The 11,921-nt window shown below is 64.4% G+C and carries 10 protein-coding genes; all 10 read left to right on the top strand.

All coding sequences use genetic code 11. The features are described from left to right. Positions 1–257: 257 nt before the first annotated feature. On the top strand, positions 258–647 hold the full coding sequence (locus ACIP0B_RS04380; protein WP_400830066.1) for a response regulator: 390 nt from the start codon (positions 258–260) through the stop codon (positions 645–647). A gap of 44 nt (positions 648–691) precedes the next feature. Next, entirely contained in the window at positions 692–2,005 is a 1,314-nt protein-coding gene (locus ACIP0B_RS04375) for a glycosyltransferase (protein WP_400830065.1), read from the top strand. Between the two features lie 121 nt (positions 2,006–2,126). Further along, positions 2,127–2,984 carry a phospholipase gene (locus tag ACIP0B_RS04370; protein ID WP_400830064.1) on the top strand — a complete coding sequence of 286 codons (858 nt, stop codon included), beginning with the start codon at positions 2,127–2,129 and terminating at the stop codon, positions 2,982–2,984. Between the two features lie 70 nt (positions 2,985–3,054). Beyond that, a complete protein-coding gene (locus ACIP0B_RS04365; RefSeq protein ID WP_400830063.1) occupies positions 3,055–3,960 on the top strand; it encodes an AraC family transcriptional regulator in 906 nt (301 codons plus the stop codon). A gap of 194 nt (positions 3,961–4,154) precedes the next feature. After that, positions 4,155–5,465, top strand: a complete 1,311-nt coding sequence (locus ACIP0B_RS04360; RefSeq protein ID WP_400830061.1) for an ABC transporter substrate-binding protein — start codon at positions 4,155–4,157, stop codon at positions 5,463–5,465. Positions 5,466–5,647: 182 nt separating this feature from the next. Further along, a complete protein-coding gene (locus ACIP0B_RS04355) occupies positions 5,648–6,574 on the top strand; it encodes a carbohydrate ABC transporter permease (protein WP_400830059.1) in 927 nt (308 codons plus the stop codon). 8 nt (positions 6,575–6,582) lie between these two features. Continuing rightward, the gene (locus ACIP0B_RS04350) at positions 6,583–7,413 is read left to right on the top strand and encodes a carbohydrate ABC transporter permease (RefSeq protein WP_400830057.1); all 831 of its coding nucleotides are present in this window, start codon (positions 6,583–6,585) and stop codon (positions 7,411–7,413) included. A 56-nt stretch (positions 7,414–7,469) separates the two neighbouring features. Continuing rightward, on the top strand, positions 7,470–8,573 hold the full coding sequence (locus ACIP0B_RS04345) for an ABC transporter ATP-binding protein (protein ID WP_400830056.1): 1,104 nt from the start codon (positions 7,470–7,472) through the stop codon (positions 8,571–8,573). 16 nt (positions 8,574–8,589) lie between these two features. Beyond that, a complete protein-coding gene (locus tag ACIP0B_RS04340; RefSeq protein ID WP_400830055.1) occupies positions 8,590–10,062 on the top strand; it encodes a mannitol dehydrogenase family protein in 1,473 nt (490 codons plus the stop codon). A 358-nt stretch (positions 10,063–10,420) separates the two neighbouring features. Beyond that, on the top strand, positions 10,421–11,917 hold the full coding sequence (gene xylB / locus ACIP0B_RS04335; protein ID WP_400830053.1) for a xylulokinase: 1,497 nt from the start codon (positions 10,421–10,423) through the stop codon (positions 11,915–11,917). The last annotated feature ends 4 nt before the right edge of the window (positions 11,918–11,921 follow it).

The raw sequence follows: 11,921 nt of genomic DNA, 5'->3' as shown, positions 1-11,921 counted from the left end.
TTGTCGAACTGTTGAAATTCAGGGAGTTTGCCCGAAAACGGCAACATGGATCCATTTTTCTCTCAGCTTTAGCAGCAATTGGCCCAATTTGCCTGCGCGATATCGCAAATCAACCGTTATCCTTGACGAGCCGGCGTGCGCTTGCGCTTTTTCGCACGTCTCGGGGAACTTGTGTCGTTGCGCCATTTACTCATGCTAGAACGCGGCCCTTTCAGCAGCCGGCGCTCCTTATATCCGATCCTTGAGAGTTTTAGATTATGCCCACCATCTTAGTAGTAGAAGACGATGAAATCGTGCGCATGCTGATCATCGATGTGCTGAAGGAGTTGGGATTCGACGTACAGGAGGCGAACGGCAGCGAGCAGGCACTGGACATTCTCAAGAATCCCGGCCTCGACGTGCATCTGATGATGACCGATGTCGGCCTGCCGACCATGGATGGCCGGGACCTTGCCAAGGAAGCCCTCGCCCTGCGCCCCGGCCTGCCGGTCCTGTTCGCCAGCGGCTACGCCGAGACCCTCGAGGTGCCCGCCGGCATGCATGTCATCGGCAAGCCCTTTTCCATCGATCAGTTGCGGGACAAGGTCAACGCCCTCCTCCCTGTCCACGGGCGACAGGACACCCCGGCGGGGCCGGCTGTGGTTTAATTGCGCCCTTTTTTGCCCCTGCCGTCCCGAGGAACACCCCGCGCATGAATCAGCCACGCCCCCTCCGAGTCCTGGTCATCGGCTACGTCTGGCCGGAACCCCGATCATCGGCGGCCAGCGGCCATGTCATGCAGATCCTCGACGCCTTCCTCCAAGAAGGCTGGGACATCACCTTCGCCAGCCCCGCCGGCCCCGGCGAGCACAAGGCTGACCTCACGTCCCTCGGCATCCGCGAAGTGCCGATCGAGCTCAACAACAGCAGCTTCGACACGTTCGTCAGCGGACTGGCGCCGGACATCGTCCTGTTCGACCAATTCATGATGGAAGAGCAGTTCGGCTGGCGGGTCGAAAAACACTGCCCGGATGCCCTGCGCGTGCTGGAGACGTCCGATCTGCAGAGCCTGCGCCATGCCCGCCATCAGCGCCTCAAGGATCACTTGAGGGATTCGGACGACGAAAACGACTTCAGCGCCCTGTTCGCTCCGTCACTGGACGAAGCGTTCGGGCTCATGGCCGGCACCGACCTGGCCAAACGGGAGATCGCCGCACTGTACCGCTGCGACCTGAACCTGATGATCTCCGCGGTGGAGATCGAGTTGCTGGTCGGGCAGTTCGGCCTGCCGCGGACGTCGCTGCACGAGTGTCCGCTGATGGTCGATCCGCCGGCCGGCGCGTCTGCGGGCTTTGACGAACGTGCCCATTTCCTGAGCATCGGCAACTTCCGCCACGCCCCCAACTGGGATGCGGTGCTCTGGATGAAGAACACCCTCTGGCCGCTGATCCGCGCGCAGTTGCCGCAAGCGCAGCTGCACATCTACGGCGCCTACACGCCGCCCAAGGCCACCGCGCTGCACAACGCCGCCCAAGGCTTCCACATCATGGACTGGGCCGAAGACGCGCTGCAGGTGATGGCGCAGGCGCGGGTGTGCCTGGCGCCCCTGCGCTTCGGCGCGGGCATCAAGGGCAAACTGGTCGATGCGATGCTCTGCGGCACCCCGTCGGTCACCACGCCGATCGGCGCCGAAGCCATGCACGGCGACCACCCGTGGCCCGGTGCCGTGACGCAGACCGTCGAGGACTTCGTCCAGGCCGCAGTACACCTCTATCGGGACGGCGAACGCTGGGACGACGCCTCGCGCACCGGCCGCTTGCTGCTTGAGCAGCGTTATCGCCGTTCCGAGCACGGCCCGGCCCTGATCGCGAAACTCAAGCACTGCCGCGACAACTTGGCGCAACTGAGGAAGAGCAACTTCACCGGCAGCATGCTGCGCCATCACCACCACAAGAGCACGCAATACATGGCGCAATGGATCGAGGCCAAGAACCGAAACACGGAGTCACTTCCGGACATCAGCTAGAACAACAAACATCCGGCATCAGACACCTCATTGACCGGCAACTTTCTCGTCTTCAAGAATGAACTGACTGCAACTAACGGATCTGCAGTCCTATTCAACTTGAACACAAGGAAGTCTATTCGTGAGCGAATACCGAACCCACAACTGGATGGCCGCCACGCCGGCCATCGACGTGCTGCCCCTGCCCCGGCTTTCGCTGCCCGGAACCCACAATGCCGGCTGCGACTGGAAAGCGTCTTATCCCCTCATACCGGGTGCGCACTGGCTGGCCTGCCAGCACAGGTCTTTCTACGAACAGTTGAGCAACGGTTCCCGCGCCCTTGACTTGCGGCTGATCTGCAACGGCCATCCGCAGGAACTTGCGCAATACCGTTTCCAGCACAACGACTACTTGTCTTCCCGCCATCTTGAAAATCTGTTCAATGATGTGAACCGGTTTCTTTCGGAGAATCCGGATGAATTCATCATTTTCGACTTCCATGAACTCAGGAACGGAAAACAGGCTTTCGATTTCGCCTACTTCAGCAGGATGCTGCTCAAGCACCTGGACGGCAGGATCATTCCGTCCGCCAACCACGCGCTCACCCTCGGCAACCTGAAACACGCCGGCCCCCGTCAGCGGATCATGCTGAAGGCCGAGCGCCGCCAGGAGCTGGACCGCGACTGGTTCGGCCCAAAGATCAACCATCACTGGATCGGCACGTCCACGCCGAGTGCCGACGATCTGCAGAAGTTCATCAGCGAACAACTGAAATCGCCTCCCTATCCCCATGAGCCCTGGTCCCTGTCCGCCGCCAGTTATTCCGCCGTCGGCGGGCCGGTGGACATCCACAGCGACCTGGACAAGTGGTTCGATCCGGCCAGAAGCGATTGGGCCGAGAAATGCGGCATCATCAATGCCGACTTCATCGAAGAGTCGAGACTGGTGGAGTTCTGCCGGGCCGCCAACCTGGCCAAGGCCCGAAAGCACGGCGCCTGAGCCGGAGGCTGGCACTGCGGGCGCCGATGCAGGCATGATGGGCCGGCGACAATCATCAAAGCGCCCAGCCATGTCCCGAACAGCCCGCGTCACCGACCCGTCCTATGAGCTGATGGATGACCACAACGGATTGTCCATCATCTACCGCCAGCACGGTTTCCCTTGCCCGCTGGTGCGCTGGCACTTTCACAAGGAATACGAGCTGCACCTGATCGTCGCCAGCTCGGGCAAGGTGTTCATCGGCGACTACATCGGCAACTTCCACCCGCAGACCCTGTTCCTCACAGGACCCAACCTGCCGCACAACTGGATCAGCCAGGTCGCCGAGGACGAAGTGGTGGAGAAGCGCGACATGCTGGTCAACTTCACCGACGAGCTGTTCGAAAGCGGCTTTCAGGTGTTCGCCGAACTCAAGAGCCTGACGCCCCTGCTGGAGCGGGCGCAGTACGGCATCGAGTTCCGCTGCCCGCACACGATCCGCCAGGCCATGCCGCTGATGCAAAAGATCGCCGACACCCGCGGCACCACCCGCCTCGGCCATTTCTTCATCCTGATGGAACTGCTGGCGACCTGCGACGACTACCAGCTGCTGTCCGGCGCCACCACCCCGCAATTGGCGGACGAGCACAACATCGACCGCACCAACCGCGCGGTGGACTACATCTTCGCCCACTACGCCCGCGAACTGACGCTGGAGGAAGTCGCCGACCACCTGGGCCTCAAGCCCACCTACTTCAGCCGGGTGTTCAAGCAGGCCACGGGGCGCAACTTCATCGAGTTCGTCAACCGGCTGCGGATCAGCAAATCCTGCGAACTGCTGGCCGACGGCGACAAACCGGTGACCGAGGTGTGCTTCGAGTCGGGCTTCAACAACATCTCCAACTTCAACCGGCGCTTCCAGCAGCTCAAGGGCATGACGCCTTCGCACTACCGGCGGCTGGTGGTGCAGCGCCTGACCGAACAGAACCTGGGCTGATTCCCGCAGGTTCAACGCCAGGCAAATCCTGGCCTCAACCGCCAGTGCAAAAAAGTATCGGTCAGAGTGCTAGGGATGATTTGTTTGCCCTGCGTTTGAAGGTTGTAATCAGTGCACATTCTTCCTGCCTTCGGAAGACACAAAAACAATAACCGTCCTTCTGCCGCCCGCCGGGCGCAGAAAAGGAGTGCACGATGCAACCCACCGCAAAAGCCCTGCTGGCCCTCGCCTGCCTGACCCTGAGCGGCGTCAGCCTTGGCGCCCAGACCCTGACCATCGCCACCGTCAACAACAGCGACATGATCCGCATGCAGCGGCTGTCGAAAACCTTCGAGGCCGAGCACCCGGACATCAAGCTCAACTGGGTGGTGCTGGAGGAAAACGTGCTGCGCCAGCGCCTGACCACCGACATCGCCACCCAGGGCGGCCAGTTCGATGTGTTGACCATCGGCATGTACGAAGCCGCACTCTGGGGCGCCAAGGGCTGGCTGGAGCCGATGAAGGACCTGCCGGCCGGCTACGCCCTCGACGATGTGTTCCCGTCGGTGCGCGAGGGGCTGTCGGTCAAGGGTTCGCTGTACGCCTTGCCGTTCTATGCCGAAAGCTCGATGACCTACTACCGCACCGACCTGTTCAAGGACGCCGGCCTGACCATGCCCGAGCGCCCGACCTGGGAGCAGATCGCCGAGTTCGCCGGCAAGCTCAACCACCCGGACAAGGAACAGTACGGCCTCTGCCTGCGGGGCAAGGCCGGCTGGGGCGAGAACATCGCGCTGATCACCACCGTCGCCAACGCCTACGGCGCGCGCTGGTTCGATGAGCAATGGAAGCCCGAATTCAGCGGCCCGGAATGGAAGAACGCGCTGAACTTCTACGTCGACACCATGAAGAAGTCCGGCCCGCCGGGCGCCTCCAGCAACGGCTTCAACGAGAACCTGGCGCTGTTCAACAGCGGCAAGTGCGCGATCTGGGTCGACGCCAGCGTCGCCGGCTCGTTCGTCACCGACAAGGCCCAGAGCAAGGTCGCCGACCACGTCGGCTTCACGTTTGCGCCGCACCAGGTCACCGACAAGGGTTCGGCGTGGCTGTATTCCTGGGCGCTGGCGATCCCGACCAGCTCCAAGGCCAAAGACGCGGCCAAGACCTTCAGCGCCTGGGCCACCTCCAAGGAATACGCCGCGCTGGTCGCCGAGAAGGACGGGATCGCCAACGTGCCGCCGGGCACCCGCGCCTCCACCTACAGCGACGCCTACATGAGCGCCGCGCCGTTCGCCAAGGTCACGCTGGAATCGCTGAAGGCCGCCGATCCCGGCAAGCCGACCCTCAAGCCGGTGCCGTACATCGGCATCCAACTGGTGACCATCCCTGAGTTCCAGGCCGTGGGCACCCAGGTCGGCAAGCTGTTCTCGGCGGCGCTGATCGGCCAGGGCACGGTCGACCAGGCGCTGGCCTCCGCCCAGCAAACCACCGAACGCGAAATGAAGCGCGCCGGGTATCCCAAGTAGCCCTGCCGCCCTTCAACCGTGGCAAGAAAGCTTGCTCCCGCTCGACTGCGCAGCAGTCGCGAACCGCAGACCGCGAAGTGTCCGCTCAAGTCACGTCCGCCGTCGTGGGGCCGCTTCGCGGCCCAGCGGGAGCAAGCTCCCTCGCCACCGAGAATCTGCCGCACCCTGAGTCAGTGACCGCCATGAATACTTCAACCGCCAAAGCCCATCTCGAACTGTCCCGCCCCACGCGCAAACCGCGTGTGGCCAATCCCGGCTGGTTTCTCGTCAGCCCGTCGGTGGCCCTGTTGCTGCTGTGGATGATCGTGCCGCTGGGCATGACCCTGTACTTTTCGATGATCCGCTACAACCTGCTCTACCCCGGTGAAAACGAGTTCACGGGGCTGGAGAACTTCACCTATTTCCTGACCGATTCGGGCTTCATGCCGGGCGCCGCCAACACCCTGCTGCTGGTGGGCAGCGTGCTGCTGATCAGCGTGGTGTTCGGCGTGCTGATCAGCGCCCTGCTGGAGGCCAGCGAGTTCTTCGGCCGGGGGCTGGTGCGGGTGCTGCTGATCTCGCCGTTCTTCATCATGCCCACGGTCGGCGCGCTGATCTGGAAAAACCTGATCTTCCACCCGGTGTCCGGGATCCTCGCTTACATCTGGAAGCTGTTCGGCGCGCAGCCGGTGGACTGGCTGGCCCACTACCCGCTGCTGTCGATCATCATCATTGTCTCGTGGCAATGGCTGCCCTTCGCGATCCTGATCCTGATGACCGCCATGCAGTCCCTCGACCAGGAACAGAAGGAAGCCGCCCGCCTGGACGGCGCCGGCCCCGTCGCGATCTTCTGGCACCTGACCCTGCCGCACCTGGCGCGGCCGATCGCGGTGGTGGTGATGATCGAGACCATTTTCCTGCTGTCGGTGTTCGCCGAGATCTTCACCACCACCAACGGCGGCCCCGGCTACGCCTCGACCAACCTCGCTTACCTGATCTACAACCAGGCGCTGGTGCAGTTCGACGTCGGCATGGCGTCGGCGGGCGGCCTGATCGCCGTGGTCATCGCCAACATCGCCGCGATCGTCCTGGTGCGGATGATCGGCAAAAACCTGACCGACAAAGCCTGAGGCCTGCCATGACCCTTCAACAATCGCGCCGCCTGCAAAGCCTGCTGCTCGGCACCCTGGCCTGGGCCATCGCCATCGTGATCTTCTTTCCGATCCTCTGGATGGTGCTGACCAGCTTCAAGACCGAAATCGACGCGTTCGCCACGCCGCCGCAGTTCATCTTCAGCCCGACGCTGGAGAACTACCTGCACATCAACGAGCGCAGCGACTACTTCAGCTTCGCCTGGAACTCGGTGGTGATCTCGTTCAGCGCCACCGCCCTGTGCCTGCTGATCGCGGTGCCGGCGGCCTACTCCATGGCCTTCTACGAGACCCAGCGCACCAAGGGCACGCTGCTGTGGATGCTCTCCACCAAAATGCTGCCGCCGGTGGGCGTGCTGATGCCGATCTACCTCCTGGCCAAGCAGTTCGGCCTGCTCGACACGCGGATCGCGCTGATCGCCATCTACACCCTGATCAACCTGCCGATCGTGATCTGGATGGTTTACACCTACTTCAAGGACATCCCCCGCGACATCCTCGAAGCCGCCCGCCTGGACGGCGCCACTCTGCCCCAGGAAATGCTGCGCGTGCTGCTGCCCATCGCCAAGGGCGGCCTGGCCTCGACGGTGCTGCTGTCGCTGATCCTGTGCTGGAACGAGGCGTTCTGGTCACTGAACCTGACCTCCTCGAAAGCCGCGCCGCTGACCGCGCTGATCGCCTCCTACTCAAGCCCCGAAGGGCTGTTCTGGGCCAAGTTGTCGGCGGTCTCGACCCTGGCCTGCGCGCCGATCCTGATCTTCGGCTGGATCAGCCAGAAGCAGTTGGTGCGCGGCCTGTCGTTCGGCGCCGTGAAATGAATCCGGCCCCTACCCACTTCCACACAAAAGCCAAGACATAGCGGAGGCCCATCCTCATGGCCAACCTGAAAATCAAGAATCTGCAAAAAGGCTTCGAAGGCTTTTCCATCATCAAAGGCATCGACCTTGAAGTGAACGACCGCGAGTTCGTGGTGTTCGTCGGCCCGTCGGGCTGCGGCAAGTCCACCCTGCTGCGGCTGATCGCCGGCCTTGAAGAAGTCAGCGGCGGCACCCTCGAACTGGACGGGCGCGACATCACCGAGGTCAGCCCGGCCAAGCGCGACCTGGCGATGGTGTTCCAGACCTACGCCCTGTACCCGCACATGAGCGTGCGCAAGAACATGTCGTTCGCCCTGGACCTGGCGGGCGTGCCGAAAGCCGAGGTCGAGAAGAAGGTCGCCGAGGCGGCGCGCATCCTCGAACTGGGGCCGATGCTGGAGCGCAAGCCCAAGCAACTCTCCGGCGGCCAGCGCCAGCGCGTGGCCATCGGCCGGGCCATCGTGCGCAACCCGAAGATCTTCCTGTTCGACGAGCCGCTGTCCAACCTCGACGCCGCCCTGCGCGTGCAGATGCGCCTTGAGCTGCTGCGCCTGCACAAGGACCTGAAGGCCACGATGATCTACGTGACCCACGACCAGGTCGAAGCCATGACCATGGCCGACAAAGTCGTGGTGCTCAACGGCGGCAGGATCGAACAGGTCGGCTCGCCGCTGGACCTGTACCACCACCCGGTCAACCTGTTCGTCGCCGGTTTCCTCGGCACGCCCAAGATGGGGTTCCTCAAGGGCACGGTGGCGCGCATCGATGCGCAGGGCTGCGAAGTCTCGCTGGACGCCGGCACCCGCATCAGCCTGCCGCTCAATGCCGCCCACCTGAGCGTGGGCAGCGCCGTGACCCTGGGCATCCGCCCCGAACACCTGGAACTGGCCCAGCCCGGCGACTGCAGCCTGACCGTCACCGCCGATGTCAGCGAACGCCTGGGCAGCGACACCTACTGCCATGTCCGCACCGCCTCCGGCGAGCCCCTCACCCTGCGGGTGCGCGGCGACCTGGCCAGCCGTTACTGCGAGACGCTGAACCTGCACCTGAACGCCAGCCACTGCCACCTCTTCGACGCCGACGGCGTGGCGCTCACCCGCGCCCTGCGCGCGGCCGCCTGACTGCGAGACCGATCCGATGAAACTCAACCGCCAGAACCTCAACCGCCTCGCCGCCGAAGTGAACGTGCCGGCCTACGGCCTCGGCGACCTGCGCCAGGGCATCGCGCACATTGGCGTCGGCGGCTTCCACCGCGCCCATCAGGCGTACTACACCGATGCGCTGATGAACACCGGGCAAGCGCTGGACTGGGCCATCTGCGGCGTCGGCCTGCGCGCCGAAGACCGCCGCGCCCGCGACGACCTCAAGGAGCAGGACTACCTGTTCACCCTGTTCGAACTCGGCGACGGCGACGACACACAGGTGCGCGTCATCGGGGCGATCCGCGACATGCTGTTGGCCGAAGACGGCGCCGAGGCCCTGATCGCCCGACTGGCCGACCCGCAGATCCGCATCGTCTCGCTGACGATCACCGAGGGCGGCTACTGCATCGACGACAGCACCGGCGAATTCATGGCGCACCTGCCGTCGATCCAGCACGACCTGGCGCATCCGGAACAGCCGACGACCGTGTTCGGCTTCCTCTGCGCCGCGCTGGCCCGGCGGCGGGCGGCGGGCGCGGCGGCGTTCACCGTGATGTCCTGCGATAACCTGCCGCACAACGGCGCGGTCACCTGCAAGGCGCTGCTGGCCTATGCGGCGCTGCATGACGCGGGCCTGCACGACTGGATCGCCGCTCACGTGAGTTTTCCCAACGCGATGGTCGACCGCATCACCCCGATGACCAGCACCGCGCATCGCCTGCAACTGGCGGACAGGCACGCGGTGGACGATGCCTGGCCGGTGGTCTGCGAGCCCTTCGTGCAATGGGTGCTGGAGGACAAGTTCGTCAACGGTCGCCCGGCCTGGGAACAGGTCGGCGTGCAGTTCACCGACGACGTCACGCCCTATGAAGCGATGAAGATCAAACTGCTCAACGGCAGCCACCTGGCCCTCACCTATCTGGGGTTCCTCAAGGGCTACCGCTTCGTGCACGAGACCATGGCCGATCCACTGTTCGTGCGCTTCATGCGCGCCTACATGGACCTGGACGTCACCCCGCAACTGGCGCCGGTGCCGGGCATCGACCTGGGCGAGTACAAGGACACGCTGGTGGCGCGGTTCTCCAACCGGGCAATTGCCGACCAGTTGGAGCGGGTGTGTTCGGACGGCTCGTCGAAGCTGCCCAAGTTCACCGTGCCGACCCTCAACCGCTTGATCGCCGATGGCCGGGAGACCAAACGGGCGGCGCTGGTGGTGGCGGCGTGGGCGATGTACCTCAAAGGCGTGGACGAGCAAGGCCGGACCTACTCGATTCCCGATCCGCGGGCGGCGTTCTGCCAGGCGCTGGTGGCCGATGACCGGTTGATCGCCGAACGGCTGTTGGGCGTGGAGGAGATCTTCGGGACAGCGGTCGCCCAATCGCCTGAGTTTGTGGCGGCGTTCCAGTGGTGCTGCGACAGTTTGCGGGAGGTGGGGGTGTCGCGGACGCTGGAGCGGGTGTTGGGTTGAGTCTTGCGGTGCGGCGGCTGACGTCATCGCCAGCAGGCTGGCTCCCACAAGGATCTCGGGTGAACGCAGAATCTGTGGTCGCCGCAAACCACTGTAGGAGCCAGCCTGCTGGCGATGGCACCAGCCCAAGCACCGCAGGCCGCGACGCCCACATCACCCTGAAGCGCCCCGCCAATCCCTGTGGGAGCTGCGGTGCGACGATTCGACTTGCCAGCGATGGCGGCAGTCCGAGCACCGCAGGCAGCAACACGAAGCACCCCGCAAACCCCTGTGGGAGCCAGCCTGCTGGCGATGGCGTCAGCCCAGGCACCGCAGGGCATGATCAACACAATGGCTCCCACACCCTGAGGATCTTCCCGTGACCCACCCGCAACTCTTCCTCGGCATCGACTGCGGCACCCAGGGCACCAAGGCCCTCGTCCTCGATGCCGTCAGCGGCGCCGTGCTGGGCCAGGGCGCCGCCGGCCATACAATGATCAGCGGCGCCAACGGCCGCCGCGAGCAAGACACCGACCAATGGCTGGACGCCTTCGCCCAGGCCACCCGCCAGGCGTTGCAGGCGGCCGGCGTGGACGGCCAGGCGATCCTCGGCATCGGCGTCTCCGGCCAGCAGCACGGCCTGGTGTTGCTGGACGATGCCGGCCAAGTACTGCGCCCGGCCAAGCTGTGGTGCGACACCGAAACCACGGCGGAAAACGACCGCCTGCTCGCCCACCTGGGCGGCGAACAGGGTTCGCTGGAACGCCTGGGCCTCGTCATCGCACCGGGCTACACCGTGTCGAAACTGCTGTGGACCTGCGAGCAGCACCCGACCGTATTCTCCCGCATCGCCCGGATCCTGCTGCCCCACGACTACCTGAATTTCTGGCTCACCGGCCGCGCCTGCAGTGAGTACGGCGATGCATCCGGCACCGGTTACTTCAACGTGCGCACCCGCCAATGGGATCTGCAGCTGCTGCGCGACATCGACCCCAGCGGCCGCCTGCAAGCCGCGTTGCCGGAACTGATCGATGCCCACCAGCCGGTCGGCACAATCCTGCCGGCGATTGCCGAGCATCTGGGCATCAACCCCAACGCGCAGGTGTCCAGCGGCGGCGGCGACAACATGATGGGCGCCATCGGCACCGGCAACATCCGGCCAGGAGCGATCACCATGAGCCTCGGCTCCTCCGGCACGGTCTGCGCCTACGCCGACCGGCCGCAGGTCAGCCCGGACGTCTCGGTCGCCACGTTCTGCGCCTCCAGCGGCGGCTGGCTGCCGCTGATCTGCACCATGAACCTGACCAACGCCACCGGCGCCATCCGCGAACTGCTCGGCCTCGACCTCGAACGGTTCAACGCCCTCGTGGCCCAGGCCCCCATCGGCGCGGATGGCGTGAGCCTGCTGCCGTTCTTCAACGGCGAACGCGTGCCTCCCCTGCCTCACGCCACCGGCAGCCTGCACGGCCTGACCCTGGACAACCTGACGCCGGCCAACCTGTGCCGGGCCGCCGTCGAAGGCACCACCTTCGGATTGCGTTTCGGGCTGGATCTGCTGCGCCAGAATGGTTTACAAAGCCGCAGCATTTGCCTGATCGGCGGCGGTTCGAAAAGTGCGGTGTGGCGCCAAATCGTCGCCGACATCATGAACACCCCTGTGGTCTGCACCGAGCAAAGCGAAGCCGCCGCCCTGGGCGCGGCGATTCAGGCAGCGTGGTGCAAGTCCTGGTCCGACGGCCACGAAGACACCCTGGCCGACCTGTGCGAGCGCTGCGTGAAGCTCGACCTGAACAGTGAAACCCTGCCGGTCGCCGCCAACGTCGCGGCGTTCCAGCAGGCCTATGAACGCTATCGACAGCATGTCGCAACCTTATAGAGAG

Origin of the sequence: Pseudomonas sp. NPDC089534 (genome assembly GCF_044749305.1) — a bacterium.
Taxonomy (GTDB): domain Bacteria; phylum Pseudomonadota; class Gammaproteobacteria; order Pseudomonadales; family Pseudomonadaceae; genus Aquipseudomonas; species Aquipseudomonas ekonensis.
This window is presented reverse-complemented; position numbering and strand designations above follow the sequence as displayed.

Excerpts from the sequence above, each read along its gene's own strand:
- ACIP0B_RS04380 (WP_400830066.1), top strand. The coding sequence starts at position 258 with ATGCCCACCATCTTAGTAGTAGAAGACGATGAAATCGTGCGCATGCTG.
- ACIP0B_RS04375 (WP_400830065.1), top strand. The coding sequence starts at position 692 with ATGAATCAGCCACGCCCCCTCCGAGTCCTGGTCATCGGCTACGTCTGG.
- ACIP0B_RS04365 (WP_400830063.1), top strand. The coding sequence starts at position 3,055 with ATGTCCCGAACAGCCCGCGTCACCGACCCGTCCTATGAGCTGATGGAT.
- ACIP0B_RS04360 (WP_400830061.1), top strand. The coding sequence starts at position 4,155 with ATGCAACCCACCGCAAAAGCCCTGCTGGCCCTCGCCTGCCTGACCCTG.
- ACIP0B_RS04355 (WP_400830059.1), top strand. The coding sequence starts at position 5,648 with ATGAATACTTCAACCGCCAAAGCCCATCTCGAACTGTCCCGCCCCACG.
- ACIP0B_RS04350 (WP_400830057.1), top strand. The coding sequence starts at position 6,583 with ATGACCCTTCAACAATCGCGCCGCCTGCAAAGCCTGCTGCTCGGCACC.
- ACIP0B_RS04345 (WP_400830056.1), top strand. The coding sequence starts at position 7,470 with ATGGCCAACCTGAAAATCAAGAATCTGCAAAAAGGCTTCGAAGGCTTT.
- ACIP0B_RS04340 (WP_400830055.1), top strand. The coding sequence starts at position 8,590 with ATGAAACTCAACCGCCAGAACCTCAACCGCCTCGCCGCCGAAGTGAAC.